Source organism: Corallococcus caeni, assembly GCF_036245865.1.
GTDB classification, from domain to species: Bacteria; Myxococcota; Myxococcia; order Myxococcales; family Myxococcaceae; genus Corallococcus; species Corallococcus caeni.
The window spans coordinates 1,303,196-1,324,498 of the sequence record NZ_BTTW01000002.1 but is presented as its reverse complement, the minus strand read 5'-3'; the positions used below and the strand labels follow the sequence as shown (position 1 = coordinate 1,324,498).

Annotated in this window: 14 protein-coding genes; 9 read left to right on the top strand and 5 right to left on the bottom strand. The window is 72.2% G+C overall.

The genetic code is table 11. From position 1 onward, the window contains the following. On the top strand, positions 1-2,349 hold the full coding sequence (gene ppsA, locus AABA78_RS13495) for a phosphoenolpyruvate synthase (protein ID WP_338263396.1): 2,349 nt from the start codon (positions 1-3) through the stop codon (positions 2,347-2,349). On the opposite strand, the gene AABA78_RS13490 is transcribed toward ppsA, so the two are convergent. Together AABA78_RS13490 and AABA78_RS13485 are read right to left on the bottom strand one after the other, a co-directional pair. Further along, entirely contained in the window at positions 2,346-5,213 is a 2,868-nt protein-coding gene (locus AABA78_RS13490; protein ID WP_338263394.1) for a sensor histidine kinase, read from the bottom strand. The two genes, ppsA and AABA78_RS13490, sit on opposite strands and share 4 nt — an antisense overlap. Continuing rightward, positions 5,210-7,741, bottom strand: a complete 2,532-nt coding sequence (locus AABA78_RS13485) for a cation-translocating P-type ATPase (protein WP_338263393.1) — start codon at positions 7,739-7,741, stop codon at positions 5,210-5,212. Before AABA78_RS13485 ends, AABA78_RS13490 begins: the two co-directional genes overlap by 4 nt. Positions 7,742-7,893: 152 nt before the next feature. Between AABA78_RS13485 and AABA78_RS13480 the strand changes: the two genes are divergently transcribed. The 5 genes from AABA78_RS13480 (at position 7,894) to rraA (ending at position 12,823) form a co-directional block, all read left to right on the top strand. Continuing rightward, positions 7,894-8,406, top strand: a complete 513-nt coding sequence (locus AABA78_RS13480) for a flavodoxin domain-containing protein (protein WP_338263392.1) — start codon at positions 7,894-7,896, stop codon at positions 8,404-8,406. A gap of 38 nt (positions 8,407-8,444) precedes the next feature. After that, a complete protein-coding gene (locus AABA78_RS13475) occupies positions 8,445-9,740 on the top strand; it encodes a universal stress protein (protein ID WP_338263391.1) in 1,296 nt (431 codons plus the stop codon). Between the two features lie 20 nt (positions 9,741-9,760). Further along, positions 9,761-10,816, top strand: coding sequence for a zinc-binding dehydrogenase (locus AABA78_RS13470; RefSeq protein ID WP_338263390.1), 1,056 nt, complete (start codon positions 9,761-9,763; stop codon positions 10,814-10,816). A gap of 111 nt (positions 10,817-10,927) precedes the next feature. After that, complete coding sequence (locus tag AABA78_RS13465; protein ID WP_338263389.1) at positions 10,928-12,226, top strand: hypothetical protein; 1,299 nt, start codon at positions 10,928-10,930, stop codon at positions 12,224-12,226. A gap of 99 nt (positions 12,227-12,325) precedes the next feature. Then, positions 12,326-12,823: a ribonuclease E activity regulator RraA gene (rraA, locus tag AABA78_RS13460; protein WP_338263388.1), complete on the top strand. Its 498-nt coding sequence runs from the start codon at positions 12,326-12,328 to the stop codon at positions 12,821-12,823. Here the strand turns inward: rraA and AABA78_RS13455 are convergent. Next, positions 12,798-13,742: a LysR substrate-binding domain-containing protein gene (locus AABA78_RS13455; RefSeq protein WP_338263387.1), complete on the bottom strand. Its 945-nt coding sequence runs from the start codon at positions 13,740-13,742 to the stop codon at positions 12,798-12,800. The genes rraA and AABA78_RS13455 overlap by 26 nt on opposite strands. A gap of 131 nt (positions 13,743-13,873) precedes the next feature. Between AABA78_RS13455 and AABA78_RS13450 the strand changes: the two genes are divergently transcribed. Next, positions 13,874-15,343: a catalase gene (locus AABA78_RS13450; RefSeq protein WP_338263386.1), complete on the top strand. Its 1,470-nt coding sequence runs from the start codon at positions 13,874-13,876 to the stop codon at positions 15,341-15,343. A gap of 15 nt (positions 15,344-15,358) precedes the next feature. Next, the gene (locus AABA78_RS13445) at positions 15,359-15,895 is read left to right on the top strand and encodes an ankyrin repeat domain-containing protein (RefSeq protein WP_338263385.1); all 537 of its coding nucleotides are present in this window, start codon (positions 15,359-15,361) and stop codon (positions 15,893-15,895) included. Positions 15,896-15,916: 21 nt separating this feature from the next. Here AABA78_RS13445 and AABA78_RS13440 read toward each other — a convergent pair whose 3' ends face one another. Next, positions 15,917-17,824 (bottom strand): transketolase, encoded by a 1,908-nt coding sequence (locus tag AABA78_RS13440; protein ID WP_338263383.1) that lies wholly within the window; start codon positions 17,822-17,824, stop codon positions 15,917-15,919. 205 nt (positions 17,825-18,029) lie between these two features. Between AABA78_RS13440 and tal the strand changes: the two genes are divergently transcribed. Further along, on the top strand, positions 18,030-19,151 hold the full coding sequence (gene tal / locus AABA78_RS13435; RefSeq protein ID WP_338263382.1) for a transaldolase: 1,122 nt from the start codon (positions 18,030-18,032) through the stop codon (positions 19,149-19,151). 13 nt (positions 19,152-19,164) lie between these two features. Here tal and AABA78_RS13430 read toward each other — a convergent pair whose 3' ends face one another. After that, entirely contained in the window at positions 19,165-21,165 is a 2,001-nt protein-coding gene (locus tag AABA78_RS13430) for a family 8 glycosyl hydrolase (protein WP_338263380.1), read from the bottom strand. Positions 21,166-21,303: the final 138 nt, after the last annotated feature.

Below are 21,303 nucleotides of genomic sequence, written 5' to 3'. Positions count from 1 at the left end.
ATGGACCCGTCCCTCCCCCCAGAGCCCACCGCCCAGGCACCGGAACCCCAGCGTGCCCCGCTCCCGTCCATCCTCTGGTTCGACGCCCTGTCCCGCGAGGACGTGTCCCAGGCCGGAGGCAAGGGCGCCAACCTGGGAGAGCTGACGCGCGCCGGGCTGCCCGTGCCGCCGGGCTTCGTCATCACCGCCGCCGCCTTCCAGCACGCCCTGGAGCCCGTGCGCGCCCGGCTGCGCGAGCTGTGGGAGCGCGTCGACCCGGACGACGCGGGGTCGCTCGCCGGGCTCACGCAGGCGCTGCGCGACCTGGTGCTCCAGGCGCCCCTGCCGGAGGCGCTGCACGCCGGCATCCTCGCCGCGTATCACCAGTTGAGGGAGGGCGCCGCCGTCGCGGTGCGCTCGTCCGCCACCGCGGAGGACACCGCCACCACCTCCTTCGCGGGCATGCACGAGTCGTTCACCAACGTGGTGGGCGACGACGCGCTCATCGAGCGCGTGCGAGCGTGCTGGGCCTCGGCCTTCACCCCGCGCGTGGTGGCCTACCGCAAGGCCCAGGGGCTCACGGAGGTGCCGGAGATCGCCGTGGTGGTGCAGGCCATGGTGGACTCGACGCGCTCGGGCGTCATGTTCACCGTGGACCCCGCCAGCGGCGACCGCGGGCACCTGGTCATCGAAGGGGCCTTCGGTCTGGGTGAGGTCGTCGTGGGCGGACAGGTGGAGCCGGACACCTACGTCGTGGAGCGCGCGGGGCCCCGCATCCTGGAGGCCCGCGTGGGCGTGAAGGCCTTCCGGCTGGTGCGCGAAGGCGTGGGCCGCGAGCGGCGCGAGGACCTCACGCCGGAGCAGGCCCGCGCGCGGGTGCTCACGGACGTGCAGGTGCTGGAGCTGGCGCGCCTGGGGCTGCGCGTGGAGCGGCACTATGGCGCCCCCCAGGACCTCGAGTGGGCGGAGCAGGACGGCCGCTTCTACCTGGTCCAGTCGCGGCCGGTGACGACCGCGCTGCAGGGCGCCCCGGAGGCCCCGAAGGCCGCCGCGCCCGGGGCCCGGCCGCTCGTGTCCGGGCTGGGCGCGTCCCCCGGCACCGTGTCCGGCCGCGTGCGCGTGCTGCACGACGCCCGGGAGGACTCGCGGCTTAAGGCCGGGGAGATCCTCGTCGCGCCCATGACCTCTCCGGACTGGGTGCCCACGCTGCGGCGCGCGGCGGCGGTCGTCACCGACAGCGGCGGCATGACGTGCCACGCGGCCATCGTCAGCCGGGAGCTGCGCAAGCCCTGCGTGGTGGGCACGCGCACCGCCACGAAGGTCCTGCGCGACGGCGAGGAGGTCACCGTGGACGGCGCCGCCGGCACCGTGCGCGAGGGCCGCGCCCCGGAGGCCCCGTCCGGCGTCACGGTGGGAGCGCCGGCCCGGAAGGGGGCCCCGCTCCAGGGTGAGGCCGCCGCGCCCGAGGCGCTGGGAACGCGCCTCTACGTGAACCTGGCCCTGCCGGGACAGGCCGAGGAGGCGGCGGCGCTGCCGGTGGACGGCGTGGGCTTGTTGAGGGCGGAGTTCATGCTCACCGAGGCCCTGGGCGGCGTGCACCCGCGCAAGCTCATCGCGGAGGGCCGAGGCCGCGAGTTCGTCGAGCGGATGTCCGGCGCGCTGCTGTCCATCACCCGCGCCTTCCGGGGCCGCCCGGTGGTGTACCGGACCACGGACTTCCGCACGAACGAGTTCCGGGGGCTGGAGGGCGGAAGCGACTTCGAGGCCACCGAGGCCAACCCGATGATTGGCTTTCGCGGCTGCTACCGCTACCTGCGCGAGCCCCAGGTGTTCCAGCTGGAGCTGGAGGTGCTCGCCCGCGTGCGCGAGGAGACGCCCAACCTCCACCTGATGATTCCCTTCGTCCGGACGAAGTGGGAGCTGGAGGCGTGCCTGGAGGCCGTGGACGCCAGCGCGCTGGGACGCCAGCGCGGGCTGGAGCGCTGGGTGATGGCGGAGGTGCCCTCCGTCGTCTACCGCATCCCGGAGTACGCGCGCATGGGCATCACCGGCGTGTCCATCGGCTCCAACGACCTGACGCAGCTCATGCTGGGCGTGGACCGGGACTCGGAGCTGTGCGCGGAGCTCTTCGACGAGGAGGACGCGGCGGTGCTGGACGCCATCGTCCGCATCATCCGGGCCAGCCGCGAGGCGGGCATCACGTCGTCGCTCTGCGGCCAGGCCCCCTCCAACCGCCCCGCCTTCGCGGAGCACCTGGTCCGCGCGGGCATCACCTCCCTGTCCGTGGATCCCGCTGCCGTCGCCGCCACCCGGGCGGTCGTCGCGGCGGCGGAGCGGCGGCTCCTGCTGGAGGCGGCCCTGCGCCGTTAGGGCGCGCTTCCGGCGTGCGTGTCGGCGTGCGCGTCCGCGGGCTCCGCGGTCGGCAGCGTGAAGAAGAACGTGCTCCCCGCGCCGGGCGCGCTCTCCACGCCGACCTGGCCGCCGTGGGCCTCCACCAGGCCCTTCACGATGGCGAGCCCCAGCCCCGCGCCCTCCTTGCGCTTCGGTCCGGCCTGCCAGAAGCGCTCGAAGATGCGCGGCCGGTCCTCCGCCGAGATGCCGGGGCCCGTGTCCGTCACCTGGAAGCGGACCTGGCCCACCTCCGGCTGGACGCGCAGCAGGATGTGTCCACCCTCGGGCGTGAACTTGAGCGCGTTGCCCAGGAGGTTGGAGAGGATCTGCAGCAGCCGCTCCGGATCCGCCAGGACGCGGGGCACCGCCTCCGGCACGTGGGCCTGGAGGTGCAGCGCCCTGGCCTCCGCGAGCCCCCGGTGCTGCTCCATCGCCTCCTGGATGAGCGGCGCCACCTCCAGCGGTTTGCGCTCCACCGGCAGGATGCCTCCGTCCATGCGGGCCACGTCCAGCAGGTCCTGGATGAGCCGGTTCGCCCGCTGGACCGACTTCTGGAGGGTCTCCAGGCGGTGCCGGGCGCCGCCGCCTTCGGGCAGGCCCTTCTCCAGCAGGTTCGCGCTGAGCTGGATGACGTTGAGCGGGGCGCGCAGGTCGTGCGCGACGACACGCAGCACCTCCTCGCGCATGCGGGTGGCCTGCTCGGACTGTTCGAACAGGCGGGCGTTGTCGATGGCGAGCGCGGCGCGGCGGGCCAGCTCCTCCGCCTGGGCCAGCTCCCGGGCCCCGTAGCGGCGCCCGGACCCGGACGTCGCGAGGAGGATGACGCCCAGGTTCCGGTCCCGGCTGCGCAGCGGCACGATGATGGCCGACCGGGGCGCCAGCTGGCGCAGCTGCTCCAGGTGGTGGGCATCCACCGCGACCTCCTCGAACATCTCGGGCGGCACCTCCGGCAGCAGCACCGGCCGTCCCGTGCGCAGCACGGAGGCGGTGATGCGGTCCGGCGGGAGGGGCTGCGTCCCGTACGCCTCGCCCAGCGTCCGCAGCCGCTCCGCCACCCGCGGATCCGAGGCCGCGCGCTCCACGCGATGCAGGCGTCCGCTCTCGTCCACACAGGCCACCACGCACCAGTCCGCCAGCGCCGGCACGGTGAGCTCCGCCACCGTGGCCAGCGTCGTCCGGGACGACAGCGACGCCGCGAGCCGCGGGCCCACGTCCGCCAGGAAGCGCCAGGCCTGCTCCAGCTCCTGGCGCTCGGTGATGTCCTGCATCTGCGAGATGAAGTGGAGCGGCCTTCCCGCGGCGTCGCGCACCACCGCGCTCCACACGAGGATGGCGATGCGCCGGCCGTCCTTGCGCACGTAGTGCTTCTCCCGCTGGAAGGACCTGATCTCGCCCCGGCGCATCCTCGCGGCGTACTCCTGGTCCCGCGCCACCTCCTCTGGAACGGTGAGGTCCTGGAAGGACCGGCTGAGCAGCTCCTCCCGGGAGTAGCCCACCAGCTCGCAGAGCGCCGCGTTCACGTGGAGGAACCGGCCGTCCAGGTCCACCAGCGCCATGCCGACGGGGGCGCCCTCGAACGCGGTGCGGAAGCGCTCCTCGCTCAGACGCAGCAGGTCCTCCGCCCTCCGCCGCGCGCTGATGTCCCGGAGGATGACGGTGAGCAGCAGCGTGCCGTCCACGCTCAGCTTGGAGATGCTGGCCTCCGCGGGAAACCGCTCCCCACCCTTGCGCTGGCCGAGGATGGGCAGCCGCTCGCCCATGTGCCGGGACGTCACCGTGCCCTGCGCGAAGTTCCGCACGTGCCGCGTGTGGAGCTCCCGGAGGTTTTCGGGCAGCAGCACGTCCAGCGGCTGTCCCAGGACCTCGCTCGCGGAGTAGCCGAAGATGCGCTCGGCGCTCGCGTTGAACAGGATGATGCGCTGCGCGGCGTCGATGGAGATGATGGCGTCCGCGGCATGCGCGACGATGCCTCCGAAACGCGCCTGCGACAGCCGCAGCGACTGCTCCGTGCGCCGCCGGCTCGCGTCCAGCCGGGAGAGGGCGTTCGCGTTCCAGAGGGTCACGGTGAGGAACGCCGCCATCGTCATGAGCACGAGGAGCGTGATGCCCTCGGTGGTCCCGTAGAACCCCAGCCGCTCTCCCAGGATCCGGGCTGCGCCCACCGCGGGCACGACGACCAGGACCGCGAGCAGCAGCCGCCGCGCGGAGTGCCCCCCCAGGTCGTCCCGCAGGAGCGCGCCCATGACACCCTGCTCCGGGTGGAGGGAGAGCAGCCCGCCTGAAAGCAGCAGCAGGGCCAGCGACACGGGAAGCCCTGGCGCCCGGGAGACGCCCGCCACCGTGTTCAGGGGGGGCAGCCCGAACCAGTGCCCCTGATACAGCCCCGCGATGAGCCCCCACACCGCGACCAGCGCCGCGCAGGAGGCGAGCCACCGCGCAGGCGCCCCTCCGCGCCGCGTGCGCACGTGCAGGGTCCAGAGCGACAGCCCCGTGAGCACCAGGCCCAGCTCGCCGCCAGGGGCCTCCCGGGTGAGGCCCACGAGGCCCAGGCCCACGGCCCCGGTCGCCAGCGCACGCCCCGCGGCCCGCCGCGCGCCATGCGCCGCCTGGTCATGGAGCAGCCAGAGCGCGCCTCCCGCGGAGAGCAGACCGCCCGCGCTCCAGGGTGACGCACGGCCGGAGGACGTGGAGAGCGACAGGGCCCACCCGCCCAACTGGAGCGCGCCCACCAGGAGCGCGAACGCGATCGCCACGGGGACGAGCCACGCGAGCACCCTCGCGAACAGGGGTGTCTCCTTCCGGGGGGGAGGCGCGGGCGGGACGGCGAGCGGCGGATGCGTCATGGATGCCCCAAGGTCATCGTGGGCTGGCCGGTCCGCCACCGCCGTCCGCGGGACCGGCCCCCTTGCGCCCAGGGCCACGCGAGCAGCAGGGGCACCAGCGCGGCGGCGACGGCGACCAGGACCCGGGCCCCGTCCCGAGCGTGGAGGGGATGCAGCCCCACGAGCGCGGCCAGCGCGGGCACCTGGATGAGCAACGCGGAGAGGCCCAGCGACAGGGCGCAGACCCACCGCGCGGTGCGCGTCCGCAGCCGGGTGAGGACGGCCGCGAACGCGGCGCTCGCGAGGATGAGCGAGGCCATCGCCACCGCCCGCGCGCGCTCGACGTCCTGCCCCTCCGACAGGCACCGCGCGTAGGCCCAGACGAGCCCGCACGCCAGCAGCCCGCCCACGCCCGTGAGCAGGGTCCATTCACGCCAGGAGAAGAAGCGCGCCGCGGGCCTCGCGCGCACGGGGGTGAGGCGCCCGGGCCGCGCGGCCGACTGGAAGGCCAGCATCGCGGTGGGGTGGATGATGAGCTCCAGCCACACGATGTGGATGGGCAGGTACAGCAGCGGCTGGCCCCAGAGCGGCAGCAGCGCCGCCGTGCTGACCAGCGGGATGTGGACGAGCAGCAGGTAGAGGAAGCAGCGCTGGAGGTTGGAGAAGAGCTGCCGGCCCTCCGCGATGGCGCGGACCAGCGTGCCGAAGTCGTCGTTCAACAACACGATGGAGGACGCCTCGCGAGCGCTGCGTGTTCCCCGCTCCCCCATGGCGATGCCCACGTCCGCGGCCTGGAGCGCCGGCACGTCGTTCACCCCGTCCCCGGTGGCGGCCACCACCTCGCCCTGCCTCCGGAGCGCCTTCACCAGCGCGTACTTCTGGGCGGGCAGCGCGCGCGCCACCACGTCCACGGGGGGCACCGTGCCCGTGTCGGCCAGCCGCGCCTCCAGGTCCGCGCCCGTGAGCACCTGGGGACTGGCGCCCCCCAGTCCCAGCCGCCGGGCGACCGCGAGCGCCGTCCGGGGGTGGTCCCCCGTCACCATCACCGTGCGCAGCCCCGCGTCACGGCACTCCCGCACCGCCGCCTCCACCCCCTCGCGCACCGGGTCCTCGCATGCCACGAGCCCCAGCAGGTCGAAGCCCCGCTCCGGCTCGCCGCCGTGCCAGTGCGCCGCGTCCAGCGTCCGGCTGGCGCACGCGATGACCTTGAGTCCTTCGTGCGCGAGCGCGTCCAGGCGAAGCGCCCACTCCCGCCGCGCGTCCGGGGTGAGTTCGCACAGCTCCAGCACCCGCTCGGGCGCGCCCTTCACCGCGGCGAGCAGCGTCCCGGGCCCCTGCCGCACCACCGCCGTCTCTCGCCGGCGCTCCTCGGTGAACGGGAAGGTGGCCTCGCGCGCGGGGCCGGGCAGCTCCGGCAGCTCGCGCGCTCCCGCCTCCAGCAGCGCCACGTCCAGGGGGTCCCTGCCCTCCTCCCGCGAGGCCAGCACCGCGGTGCGCAGCAGCGCTTGCGGCGAGGTCCCGGGGGCGGGCAGCAGCCGCGTCACCCGCAGCAGCCCCTCGGTCAGCGTGCCCGTCTTGTCCGAGCAGACGCAGCTCACCCGGCCGATGTTCTCCACCGACACGGCCTGCCGCACCAGCGCCTGCCGCCGGGCCAGGCGGTACACGCCCGCGCCCAGGAAGAACGTGAGGGCCACCGGGAACTCCTCGGGCAGCGCCGCCACGCCCAGCGTCGCCGCGCTCAACAGCGCGTCCAGCCACCCGAAGCCCTGGCGCCAGCGCACGAGCGCCAACACCGCGCAGAGCGCGCCCGCCACGCCCACCAGCACCGCCACCAGGTTCGCCACCGCGTGCTGCAGCGGCGTGCGGGCCCGGACCTCCTGGCCCGCGGAACGGATGATGCTCCCGTACAGGGTCTCCGCTCCGGTGAAGACGACGCGCACCCAGGCCGTCCCGGTGAGCAGCCGCGTCCCCGCGAGCCCCCAGTGCCTGCCGTCCACCGCGGGCTCGTCTCCGGGCGGGAGGCGCTCCAGCGGCCGCTTGCGCACGGGCAGCGACTCGCCGGTGAGCGGGGACTCCTCCGCCTGCAATCCCTGCCCTCGCACGACCAGGCCGTCCGCCGGGAACTGGCCTCCCGCCTCCACGCGCATCAGGTCGCCCGGCACCACGTCGCGCGCCGGCACCTCCACCTCGCGGCCGTCGCGCAGCACCGTGGCGAACTCGGCCAGGCGGCCGCGCAGGCCTTCGGTGGAGGCCTGGGTCCGGTGGTGCAGGAAGACATCCATGCCGAGCAGCGGGACGAGGGCCAGCAGCATCACCACGCCCTCCACGTGCTCCCCCAGGGCGAAGTACAGGACGCTCGTGGCCACGAGGAACCAGAGCATCGGGTCGCGCGAGGCGTCGCGCAGGCTCTGGACAGGAGAGTGGAGGGACGGGCCCCGCACGTCGTTGAGGCCGTGACGCGCGCGCCGCGCCAGCACCTCGTCCGCGTCCAGACCCCGTGCTTCTTGCCAGCCATGAGGCAGGCGATTGACCGGCACAAGGATGCGCATGATGCCCCCGGAAGAAGCTGGGGTCCTGCACGGGCGTCGGCAATGCGCCCTGCCGCCGTGAGCCTGTCCGGGCGCGGGCGCCCGGCCGGGGTCCCCTTGCGAACGCCGTCCGGCCGCTCCACGCATAAAGGACTTCGGCCAGGAGGGCGCGAATGCGGATCCTCATCACCTACGGAAGCAAGCTGGGCGGGACCCGGGAGATCGCCGGGCAGCTCGCCAGCGACCTGCGGGACGAGGGCCTCGACGCGGAGGCGCTCGCCCCCGAGGACGTCGGCGACGTGCGGGCCTACGACGCCGTCATCGTCGGAGGCGGGCTCTACGCCAACCGCTGGCACCGGCACGCGCAGGAGCTGCGCGAGCGGCCCGTGTGGTTCTTCTCCAGCGGACCGCTCGACGACTCGGCGTCGCGCGAGCGCATTCCGCCCACGGCGCAGGTGCGGGCCCTCATGGAGCAGGTGGGTGCGCGGGGCCACGAGACCTTCGGAGGAAGGCTGGCGCGTGATGCCCGGGGCTTCATCGCCCGGTCCATGGTGCGTGAGCACGCCGGGGACTGGCGGGACTCCGGACAGATTGCCCGCTGGGCGCGCGGCGTGGCCGCGGAGCTGCGGGAGGCCGCGTCCGCGCGCGCCGGGTTCGAGTCCGCGAGCCAGGAGTCGCCGCGATGACAGTGACTAGCTTGCAGGGGGAATGACAAGGAGAGGCCATGACCATCGCCTGCGCGACCAACTTCTCGGAGAGCGCCCGGCGCGCCTGTGACACGGCGGCGCTGCTCGCCCGGCGGATGAACGTCCCGCTGTGCCTCGTGCACGTGCTGACCGGGACCCTGGTGCGGACCTTCGGAGACGCCATCTGCGAAACCGCCCGCTCCACGCTGCGGGACGAGTGCGAGCGGCTGCGGGCCACCGGTGCCCAGGTCGACTCCGTGCTCCTCACGGGGGAGCCCGAAGAGGAGCTGCAGTCGCTGGTGGCGAAGCGCGGCTTCCAGTGGGTGGTGGCCGGCGCGCCGCGCGAGGACACGCCCTTCCGCGGCCTGGGAGGGACGGTCGACCGGATGGCGCAGCTGCTGGAGGTCCCCTTCCTGGTGATCCGCGAAGGCTCCGGCCTGGAGGCGTGGGCGCGCGGTGAGCGCCCCCTGCGGCTCATGCTGGGCGTGGATCGCTCCAGGCCCTTCGAGGTCGCCCGGGAATGGGTGAAGACGCTCGCGAAGGTCGGGCCCGTGGAGGTCGTGGGCGGACGCATCGTCTGGGTGGGCAGCGAGGCGGAGCGGCTGGGGCTGGTGCACCCGCACAGCTACAAGGACATGTCCCCGGAGCTGCGGGAGGCGCTGGAGCTCGAGTCCGAATCGCTGCTGGAGCCCCTGCGCGCGGCGGGCCTGCCGGTGCGGTCGCGGCTGGAGCCGGGGCTGGGCCGCATCGCGGACCACCTCATCGCCCTGGCGTCGGAAGAGCAGGTGGACCTGCTGGTGGTGGGGACCCACCAGCGCAGGGCGCTCGCGAAGCTGTGGAGCGTGTCCCAGTCCGCCCGGCGCCTGGCGCCCATGTCGGTGGTGAGCGTGCCGGCGCGCGCGGCGGAGCAGGGGCTGGAGCAGGAGGCACCCAGGGTGCGGACGGTGCTCGCGACCACGGACTTCGGCGAAGCCGGCGACCGCGCCATCGCCTACGCCTTCGCCATCACCCCGCCGGGCGGAACCGTGCACCTGCTGCACGTGGAGCCGGAGGAGGCCACGCCCGAGCAGCTCCAGGCGGCGCGTCACCAGTTGGAGCTGCGCGTGCCGACCCCGGAGCACGACGGGAGCCACCAGGTCGAGCTGTCGGTGCTGAAGGGTGACGACGTGGCGGGGGTCATCACCCAGGCGGCCGAGCGCCACTGCGCGGACCTGGTGTGCCTGGGCACCCACGGCCGCACGGGGGTGAGCCGCATGGTGCTGGGCTCGGTGGCGCAGCAGGTGATGGCCCGCAGCGACCGGCCGGCGGTCACGGTGCGCATGCCGCGCGCCTGAAAAGACAGACGAGGTGAGACATGAAGGCAACCGTGTTCCAGGGCCCCCAGAAGCTGGGCGTGGAGGACGTGGAGAAGCCGAAGGCGGGCGCGGGCGAGGCCATCGTCCGGGTGACGCTCACCACCATCTGCGGCACCGACGTGCACATCCTGCGCGGCGAGTACCCGGTGAAGCCGGGCCTCACCGTGGGCCATGAGATGGTGGGCGTCATCGACGAGCTGGGGCCGGGCGTGACGGGCTACCAGGTGGGCCAGCGCGTGCTGGTGGGCGCCATCACGCCGTGCGGCCAGTGCCGGGGCTGCCTCTCCGGGCACCTGTCGCAGTGCGGCCACGGCGCGGGGCTGGAGGCCATGGGCGGCTGGCGGCTGGGCAACACGATGAACGGCGCGCAGGCGGAGTACGTGCGCGTGCCCTTCGCGCAGGCGAACCTGGCCCCCATCCCGGACGAGCTGCTGGACGAGCAGGTGCTGCTGCTGGCGGACATCGCGTCCACCGGCTTCAGCGGCGCGGAGTCCGGCGGCGTGAAGATAGGCGACGCGGTGGTGGTGTTCGCGCAGGGCCCCATCGGCCTGTGCGCCACCGTGGGCGCGCGGCTGATGGGCGCGTCGCTGGTGATTGGCGTGGACGGGGACGAAGCGCGCCTGGCCATGGCGCGCAAGCTGGGCGCGGACGTGGTGCTCGACTTCCGCGGCCAGGACGTGGTGGCGGAGGTGAAGCGGCTCACCGGCGGCGGCGTGGACGTGGCCATCGAGGCGCTGGGCACGCAGCAGACCTTCGAGAGCGCCCTGCGCACGCTCAACCCCGGCGGCACGCTGTCCAGCCTGGGCGTGTACTCCGGGAAGCTCCAGCTGCCCTACGACGCCTTCGCCGCGGGGCTGGGGGACCACCGCATCGTCACCACGCTCTGCCCGGGCGGCAAGGAGCGCATGCGGCGCCTGATGGAGGTGGTGCGCGCGAAGCGCGTGGACCTGACGCCGCTCTTCACCCACCGCTTCGCGCTCAAGGACATCCGCGACGCGTATGAGCTGTTCAGCCAGCGCAAGGACGGCGTGCTCAAGGTCGCCATCCGGCCTTGAGCGGGCGGGCCCCCGCCAGCGACATTTTTCGTCCCCCCCGGAATATGCGCGCGGCCCGGCGTACTCCGCTGGAAAGCGGCCGTCGCCGCTGCCTCGCTCAAGGGGACCCCCATGGCGCAACACCTGCTTCGCTTCCCGCGTTTTCTCCCCTTCGTGGCGGCCTCCGTCCTGGCGGCCTGTGGCGGTTCGGAGGACGACCCCGGTGACGGCCCCGGGCCCGACGGGGCCTGCGTGCGGAACATCACCGACGACCTGAAGGCCACCACGACCTGGGAGCCGGGGGCGCAGCAGTGCACCTACGCGGTGACGGGGGTGGTGGAGGTGAGCGGGGCCCTCACCCTGGCGCCGGGCACGGTGGTGCGCTTCGGTCCGGACGCCGGCCTGCTCATCATGCCGACAGGGTCCCTCAACGCGGTGGGCACGGAGGCCGCGCCCATCACCTTCACCGGGACGACGGCCACGCCGGGGTCCTGGAAGGGGCTCGCGTTCAAGTCCAACAACCCCGCGAACGTGCTGGAGCACGTGGTCATCTCCTACGCGGGCAGCGAGGACGCCTTCTGCTGTGACTACTTCCATGGCCCCGGCGGCAGCCTGGAGGTCCGGGCCGCGGTGGTGGTGGGCTCCCAGCTCCAGGACTCCGTCAGCCAGGTGCGCATCGCGAACACCACGGTGGAGAAGAGCGGAACGCTGGGCCTCTTCGCCTTCAACAAGGCGCGGCTGCCCGGCTTCTCGCGCAACCTCTTCCGGGGCAACCTGGGGGCGCCTGTCAGCGTGAGCCTTTCCATCGCGAGCGCCCTGGACGCCACGACCGTCTACTCCGGAAACAGCGCCACCGCCCCGGTGGCCAACGGCGACAACACCGTCCACCTGCTGGCGGCGCCGGAGGCGGACACCGCCACGGCGCAGACGCTGCACAAGCTGGACGTGCCGTATGGCATCTCCACCGGCATCCCGGACACGACCGTGGAGTACGCGGGAGCGCTCACCATCGAGCCGGGGGTGCGGCTCCAGTTCGAGGCGATGTCGGGCCTGCGCATCACGCAGACGGGCTCGCTGGTGGCGCGGGGCACGGCGGCGGACCCCATCGTGTTCACGGGCCGGACGGAGACGCCGGGCTATTGGAAGGGCATCTCCATCCGCTCCCTGGACGCGAGCAACGTCATCGCCCACGCGCGGGTGAGCCACGGCGGCTCGGACCCCTTCTGCTGCGACGCCTTCACGAACGCGGGCGACATCCAGGGCAACATCACCCTGGGTGGCAACTCGGGCCGGGGCCGGCTCCAGCTCACCGACTCGCTCGTGTCCCAGGGCACGGGCTGGGGCGTGTTCGTCTTCAAGGACTCCGCGTTCACCCAGAGCGCCAACACCTACGAAGGCAACACCGGCACCGTGGGCTACGCGGCCCCCTGACGCCGCGACGTTGGGGTTTTGAACAATGCACGGCCAGGACACGGCCGCCCGGGCTCGCAATGACAGTCACACCCGGTCGGCGCGTGCATCCTGCGGTTCATGAGCGACAGCCCTGACCTCAAGACCGCCGACCTCTGCGACGCCCACGCAGGAGCGCCGCACTTCCAGGTCGCCGAGCCCGGCTTCATGGACTACGGCGGGCGCCGGAGCTTCTCCGGCCCCATCAGCACGGTGCGCGCGCCGGAGGACAACTCCCTCGTGCGCAAGGCCCTGGAGGAGCCCGGTCAGGGCCGCGTGCTGGTGGTGGATGGCGGAGGCAGCCGCCGCTGCGCGCTGGTGGGCGACGTGCTCGCGGCGCTGGGCCAGAAGAACGGCTGGGCGGGCGTGGTGGTGAACGGCTGCATCCGCGACGCGGAGGAGGTGGGCCGCACCGCCATCGGCGTGAAGGCGCTGGGCACGCACCCGCTCAAGAGCGGCAAGCGCAACGAGGGCCAGCGCGACGTGGAGGTGCGCTTCGCGGGCGTCACCTTCCTCCCCGGCCACCACCTCTACGCGGACGCGGACGGCATCGTCACCTCGGAGAAGCCGCTGCGCTGACCTTCGCCTTCGGGCCGCCGGGCCACACGGAGCGCAGCGTCCCCGCGATGGCGCGCAGCGCTTCCGCCCGGGGGTGCCCGGGACGCCACGCCAGCGCGAGCGTCCTGCCGGGCCCCGGCGGCGCGAAGGGCCGCACCACCAGCTGCCCCTGCCGGTTCTCCGTCCGCACGGCGAGCTGGGGCAGCAGCGTGACGCTGCCGGACGCCATCACCATCTGCGCGAGCGTCGTCAGGCTGGTGGCGCGGAAGTCCACCTCGCGCGCGCCCACGCGCGTGCACAGGGCCAGCGTCTGGCTGCGGAAGCAGTGCCCGTCCTCCAGGAGCAGCACGTCCTCGGCGTCCAGGTCGGAGAGCCGCACCTGCTTCCGCTTCTCCAGCGGGTGCCCCGGCGGCGCCGCGACGACGAACGGGTCCTCCGCGATGACCGCGTGCTCCACCTTGAGCCCCAGCTCCGCGTCCACCGCGAGCAGCGCCGCGTCCAGCCGGCCCTCGTCCATGTCGCGCATCAAGAGCGCCGTCTTCTCCTCGCGCAGCCGCAGCTGGAGCTTGGGGTAGTGCTTCACCAGCGCGGGCACCACCTCCGGCAGCACGTAGGGCGCCACCGTGGGGATGGCTCCCAGGTGCAGCGGCCCCGCGAACGGATCTCCCATCCGCGCCGCCGCCTTGAGGATGTCCTCCGCCTCCGTGAGCACCCGCCGCGCCCGCGCCACCAGCTCCGTACCCTGCGGCGTGAGCATCACGCGGCGCGCGTCGCGCTCGAACAGCTTCACGCCGAGCACCGACTCCAGCTGTTGGATTTGCGCGCTCAAGGCCGGCTGGGAGACGTGGCACCGCTCGGCCGCCCGCCGGAACCCCAGCGTCTCCGCCACCGCCACCAGGTACTCCAGCTGCCGCAGGGTGATGTCGTTGAGCGAGGCCATGGTCCTCCCTGGAACCGATAACCCCTGCCTATCACTTCCATCCAAACGATGTCTTGGCCCAATCAGCGGGACCTCTCTACCTTTCCCACCGTCGAAGTGCCCCTGAAGGCCTCACGCCAAGGAAAGCGTCCATGTCCCAGCGTCCCACCCTGACCACCGAAGCCGGCGCCCCGGTCTCCGACAACCAGCACTCGCAGACCGCTGGCCCCAACGGCCCGGTGCTGCTCCAGGACCACCACCTGCTGGAGAAGCTGGCCCGCTTCAACCGCGAGCGCATCCCGGAGCGCGTGGTGCACGCGGTGGGCTCCGGCGCCTACGGCACCTTCGAGGTGACCCAGGACCTGACCCGCTTCACCCGCATGAAGGTCTTCAGCGCGCCAGGCAAGAAGACGGAGGCGTTCCTGCGCTTCTCCACCGTGGCGGGCTCCAAGGGCGCGCCGGACACCGCCCGCGACCCGCGCGGCTTCGCGGTGCGCTTCTACACGGAGGACGGCAACTGGGACCTCGTGGGCAACAACACGCCGGTGTTCTTCCTGCGCGACGGCATCAAGTTCCCGGACTTCATCCACTCGCAGAAGTACGACCCGTACACGAACTGCCAGGAGCCGGACAACGTCTGGGACTTCTTCTCCTACTCGCCGGAGGCCACGCACCAGTTCACCTGGCTCTTCGGGGACCGGGGCATCCCCGCGACGCTGCGGCACATGGATGGCTTCGGCTCGCACACCTTCCAGTGGGTGAACGCGGCGGGCGAGCGCTTCTGGGTGAAGTTCCACTTCAAGACGGACCAGGGCATCCGCACCCTCACCACCCAGGAGGCGGAAGGCATTGGCGGCAAGGACCCGCAGCATCACCAGCGCGACCTGTACCAGGCCATCGACCGGGGCGAGTTCCCCTCGTGGACGCTCAAGGTGCAGGTGATGCCGGAGGCGGACGCGGCGAACTACCGCTTCAACCCGTTCGACCTCACCAAGGTGTGGCCGCACAAGGACTACCCGCTGATGGAGGTGGGCAAGCTCACGCTGAACCGCAACCCGGAGAACTTCTTCGCGGAGGTGGAGCAGGCGGCCCTGGACCCGGCGCACTTCGTGCCCGGCATCGGCCCGTCCCCGGACCGGATGCTCCAGGCGCGCCTGTTCGCCTACGGCGACGCGCACCGCTACCGGGTGGGCATCAACAGCACGCAGCTGCCGGTGAACTCCCCCAAGGGCGTGAAGGGCGGCGCGCGCAACTACGGCCGTGACGGCGCCATGCGCTTCGATGGCAACGGCGGGCGCGGCCCCAACTACGAGCCCAACAGCTTCAACGGCCCCGCCCAGACGGACGAGGGCTACGGCACGGGCTACGCGGTGAGCGGCCTGACGGGCACCTTCGTCCACGGCAAGCACGCGGAGGACACCGACTTCGTGCAGGCCGGCGCCCTCTACCGGCTGATGGACGAGGCGGCGAAGGCGCGGCTGGTGGAGAACCTCGCCGGCAGCCTGGCGCAGGTGAGTCGTGAAGACATCATCACCCGGGCCATCGCCCACTTCCGCGCGGCGGACGAGGAGTATGGTTCGCGCATCGCCACCGCCGTCCAGCAGAAGCGCCGCTCCCGCTAGGAAGGAATGCCGACCATGAGTCCCCCGAACGACCCGAAGAACGCCGCTCCCCCGTCCGCCGAGGACGCCGCCCTGATGGACTTCGTGAGGAGCGCCTTCGCGGTCGTTCGCTCGGGGGATGCCGGGAAGCTGCGCGAGCTGCTCGACGCCGGGCTCCCCGTGGGCGTTCGCAACGAGCGGGGGGACTCGCTCCTGATGCTGGCCAGCTACCACGGCCACGTGGAGGCCACGCGCCTCTTGCTGGAGCGCGGGGCGGACCCGGAGCAGCCCAACGACGCCGGCCAGACGCCCCTGGCCGGCGCGGCCTTCAAGGGCAACGAGGCCATCGCCACGGTGCTGCTGGACGCGGGCGCGAACGTAGACGGCACGGGCCCGGATGGCCGCACGCCGCTCATGTTCGCGGCCATGTTCGACAAGGTGGAGATGATGGAGCTGCTCATCCAGCGCGGCGCGGACCACCGGGTCCGGGACGCGGACAAGCGCACCGCGCTGGACTACGCGCGGTCCATGGGCGCGGCGCGCGCGGCCGAACGGCTGGCGCCGAAGGCCTGAAGGCCCCCAGGCCTCCCCGCGCTACGCGTTCGTGTGGCCCCAGGCGTTCTCGGACGGCCGTCCCCGGCCGTCCCCGCCCTGGGCCCTGCCCTCCTCCACCCACGAGGTGACGGCCTCCACGATGTGCCCGGCGTCGATGCCGGCGGCGTCCAGCAGCTCCGCGGGCTTGCCGGAGCCGGGCATCCTCGTCACCGCGAGGCGCATCACGGAGGGCAGCCGTTCACGCTCGCCAGTGAAGGCCTCCAGCACCGCGTCCGCCAGGCCCCCTTCCGCCCAGTGGTCCTCCACCACGAGGAGCCGCCCCTGTGTCTCGCGCGCGGCCTGCCGCAGCGTCTTCGCGTCCACCGGCTTCACGGAGTACAGGTCGATGACGCGCACCGCGATGCCGTCCTTCTTCAGCAGCTCATGAGCCTTGAGCGCTTCGTGCAGCGTGATGCCGGCGGCCACCACCGTCGCCACGTCGTTGTCGGACCGGCGCACCACCTTGCTGCCGCCAATGGGGAAGGCCTCCGTCGCGGGGTAGAGCACGGGCGTCTTCTCGCGCGTGCTGCGCAGGTAGGTGATGCCCTGGCGGTCCACCACCTGTGCCAGCAGCTTCGCGGTCTGGTTGGCGTCGCTCGGGTAGAGCACCGTGCTGCCGCCCACCGCGCGCATCATCGCCAGGTCCTCCAGCGCCATCTGTGACGGCCCGTCCTCGCCAATGGACACGCCCGCGTGGCTGCCGCACAGGTGCACCGTGGCGTTGGAGATGGCCGCCATGCGGATCTGGTCATACGCGCGGGACAGGAAGGCCGCGAAGGTGCTCACGAAGACCTTCTTGCCCAGCACCGCCAGGCCCACCGCGCTGGACACCATGTTCTGCTCCGCGATGAACATCTCGAAGTAGCGCTTCGGGTGCGCCTTCTGGAACTCGTTCGAATACGTGGAGTTGGACACCTCCGCGTCCAGCGCCACCACCTCCGGCCGCGCGTTGCCCAGCGCCAGGAGCGCGTCGCCGTACGCCTTGCGCGTGGCCTCCTTCTGGCCGACCTCGTAAGTGGGCAGCTGTAGCGGGGCCGCCTTGTCCTCCACGGTGGCCTTCAGCATCTCCGGCCGCTTCACCTGGATGCGGACATTCCGCTCCCCGCCCAGCTCGCGGATGGCGTCCTTCGCCTTGTCCTCCGGCAGCGGCTTGCCGTGCCAACCGTCCTGGTTGGCGATGAGCGAGGAGCCATGCCCCTTCTCCGTCCGGCAGATGAGGCAGGTGGGCTGGCCCTTCTTCGCCTGCGCTTCGGCGAAGGCGCGGTCGATGGCGCCCAGGTCATGGCCGTCCAGCGTGAGGACGTTCCAGCCGAAGGCGCGGACGCGGGCCGCGTAGGCCTCCAGGTTCCAGCCCAGCTCCGTCTCCCGGCTCTGCCCCAGCCGGTTCACGTCGATGATGGCGCACAGGTTGTCGAGCCCGTAGTGGCCGGCCTTGTCGAACGCCTCCCACACGGAGCCCTCCGCCGTCTCGCTGTCGCCCATGAGCACGTACGTGCGGAAGGGCAGCCCGTCCAGGCGCGCGCCCAGCGCCATGCCCACGCCCACCGCCAGGCCCTGCCCCAGCGACCCGGTGGCCACGTCCACGAGCGGCAGCACGTGCGGGTTCGGGTGGCCTTCCAGGCGGCTGCCGAACTTGCGCAGGGTGAGCAGCTCCGCGTCGTCGATGGCGCCCGCCGCCTTGAACGCGGAGTAGAGGACCGGGCAGGCGTGTCCTTTGGACAGCACGAAGCGGTCGTTGTTGGGGGCCTTGGGCTGCTGGAAGTCGAAGCGCAGGTACTTCTGGAAGAGCACGGCCATGATGTCCGCCGCGGACATGGAGGAGCTGGGGTGGCCCGAGCCCGCCGCCGTGGTGCAGCGGATGCTGTCGATGCGCAGCTGCGCCGCGAGGTCCGCCAAGGTGTCCGCCATCGTTTCGCTCCGGGTTGGGGGGACGAAGGGTGTGCCCCCGCTACTGTGTTGACTGCCCCGGCCCGCGAGAAGCGTCGCCCCCCGCTGGCCCTCGTCCCAGGCAGAATCCGCGAGTGCCTGCCCGCCCGGCCGGACCTGGGGGGCGGGGCATGCGCAACTTGAAGGAACGCCATCCGGGAGCCTCGGGCCCCCGCCGGGAGAATCCATGAATCCGCTGCGACAGCTCGCCGAGTTCGGCCAATCCGTCTGGGTGGACAACCTCCAGCGCAGCTACATCACGAAGGGCACGCTGAAGAAGTTCATCGAGGAGGACGGCCTCAAGGGGCTCACCTCCAACCCGACCATCTTCCAGAAGGCCGTGTCGGGCAGCGACGACTACCAGGACCTCTTCGACGCGGCGAAGGGCAAGGGCATCAACGGCAACGACCTCTACGAGCAGCTGGCCGTGCGCGACGTGCAGGGCGCCGCGGACATCCTGAAGACGGTCTACGACGCGACGAAGGGCCAGGACGGCTATGCGTCGCTGGAGGTGTCCCCCCGGCTGGCGCTGGACACGCATGGCACGCTGGAGGAGGCGCGGCGGCTGTGGAAGACGCTGGCCCGGCCCAACGTGATGATCAAGGTCCCGGGCACGGTGCCGGGCGTCCCGGCCTTCGAGCAGCTCACCTCCGAGGGCATCAACGTCAACGTGACGCTGCTCTTCAGCCAGGAGCGCTACAAGGAGATCGCCGAGGCGTACGTCTCCGGCCTGGAGAAGCTCGCCGCATCCGGCGGGGACGTGAGCCGCGTGGCGAGCGTGGCGTCGTTCTTCGTCAGCCGCATCGACGCCATCGTGGACAAGGAGCTGGAGAAGAAGCTGAAGGCGGGGGCCACGCCGGAGCAGCAGAAGGCGATGGAGGGGCTGAGCGGCAAGGTGGCCATCGCCAACGCGAAGCTGGCCTACCGCACCTTCAAGGAGGTCTTCGGGAGCGCGCGCTGGAAGGCGCTCGCCGCGAAGGGGGCGAAGGTGCAGCGCGTGCTCTGGGCGAGCACCAGCACCAAGAGCCCGAAGCTGCGCGACGTGCTCTACGTGGAGGAGCTCATCGGCCGCGACACGGTGAACACCATGCCGCCCGCGACCATCGACGCGTTCCGGGACCACGGCAAGGTGCGCCCCAGCCTGGAGGAGGACCTGCCGGCGGCGGAGGCGACGATGCGCCAGCTGGAGGCAGCGGGCATCTCCATGAAGACGGTGACGGACGAGCTGGCCACGGACGGCATCCGCCTGTTCTCCGAGTCCTTCGACCAGCTGCTCTCCGCGGTGGGAGAGAAGCTGAAGAAGACCTGAGGTCTGGCGTGCGCTACACGGCGCCGGGCTTGAGCACGGTGTCGTAGACGCGCTGGGAGAGGCCGGGCTGGAGGAAGTCCATCTCTCCGCCCACCATGGAGAGGTACCTGGCGGCGCCGGGGTTGCTGGCGCCTTCGTTGGCCGCGCCGCCGGGGCCCATGAAGTGGGACAGCAGGCCCGTCTGGACGGTGGTGGGCGCCGTCCCCTCGCGGCCCCAGAGGTAGTGCTCGTTGGCGGAGACGGCGCCCAGCCGGGCCATCTGCGACATGTACCAGGCGCCGACGTGCACGTTCTCCCAGACGTTGGCCAGCTCCGCGTCCTGGGTGGACTTCGGATCCCAGGCGCCGCCGTCCGCGCGCTTCAGTCCGTCACTGCTCGCGTAGTTGCGGAAGTCCTCCAGGTTGGAGGCCGCTCGCGGCTGCAACAGGCCAATGGTCTTGTCCGGGGTGACGCTGCCGTTGGACTCCACGTTGAGCTTCGGGTTGAAGGTGGACTCCTGCGCGATGTCCGCCAGCAGCATGCGCGTGGCGTCCTGGAGCGACAGCTCCGGGAGGTAGCGCTTCGCGGCGCTCAGCGCGGCCTCGGCGATGGGACGCTTGTTCTTCTCGAACCCGGCGCGATTCGCGTCCCCCACGCCGTGCATCTCCGTCCCGACCGGGTGCAGGGACGCGAGCTTGTCCATGTCCGCCATGGCCTGGGTCACGCCGTAGTCGCCGCTCACGCCCTGGGCGGCGGAGACCGCGTCCACCTGGGGTGTGCCGGTGTTCGCGGGAACCCGCGGGCCGCCCGTGTCCGAGGGACGCGCCATCTGGCCTGTGGACGTCAGCAGGGACAGCGCGCGCAGCGAGTCACCGAAGTAGCCGCCGCCTTCGGTGGTCTTCATCATCTCGTTCCACATCGCGCCGCGGTAGCCGGCGTCCGGGTCCGCGATGGCGCCCGCCGCCGCCATGGAGACCGCCGTCGCGTTGTGGTTCTTCGACAGGGCCGAGCCGTCCAGCGCGTACTTGTCGCCGATGTTCTCGACGCCCTGCGACTTCCAGAAGGTGTTCACCTTGTCCAGGTACGCCTTGGCGCGCGGGTCGTCATTCCACGCCGCGTCCAGGCCGATGCGCCAGGGGGTCCGCATGGCGTCGTAGGAGGAGTCCGGCCCGCGGTCCAGCGGCTTGCCACTGGCATCCACCCAGTCCGGCACCAGCCCCGTGTCCTTCGAGCCGGGCTGCTTCAGCGCCTTGTCCAGGATGTCGTAGCTGGAGTCCGCGACCTTGTCCCAGCGCGTGTCACCGGTGAACTTGCTGAACTCCTTGTAGTACGCGGGCGCGAAGTAGCTGGGGTTCGTCTCCGAGGAGCCACCGAACGCGTCACCCGGCTTGAGCACGTTGGTGCCCGGCTCCACCTCGTGCTCCATCATGGCGTTGATGAGCGTGGTGGCGTCCTGCTTGTAGCCCCCCCACTTCTTGTCCGCGGTCACGAGCGCCATGGCCATGTCTTCGTCCGCGTCCGTGGCGCCGTTCTGGCCCACCGTTGCGCCCTGGGCGTCGATCCGCCAGTTCATCAGGCCGTTCTCGTTCAGGTGGGATTGGGCGTACTTCCACAGGCCATCGAACGTCGTCCGGTCCCCGTTGTTCGCGGCGAGCAGCATCCCGTAGCCGATGCCCTCCGACACCGTGTCGCCGTTGTTCTCCGGGCGCTGCACGCGCAGCGCGCCGTTCGCGCCGTCCGCCGTGACGTACTTCGCCTTCCAGTCCGCGTAGCTCCGCTGCACGGCCGCCTCCCCCGTCGCCTTGTCGGGCGCCAGCGTCTTCGCCGTGCTCGCGGCCGGCGGGCCCGAGACCTGGGTCTCCCCGGAGAACGACCGCCAATCCGCGCGGGTGTCGCGGCCCGTGTCGAAGCCATCCTTCACCGCTGCGGGCTGGGTGGCGGACGGCTTCGACGGGACGGACGCGGGCTGGACGGCGTTCGGCTTCACGTCCCAACGCTTCGACGAGGGGACACAGGAGGACAGGGTGGAGATCATGGAAACGCTCCGTTCGGGGAGGTGGGCCGGTGAGGGCCGGATGCCCACCTCCAAAGCAGGAGCGATGCCAGGGGCCACGCATCCCCGCTTCAGAGGGATACGCAGGCAGGAAGGCGCGTGCGCCGGGTGACTGCTGTC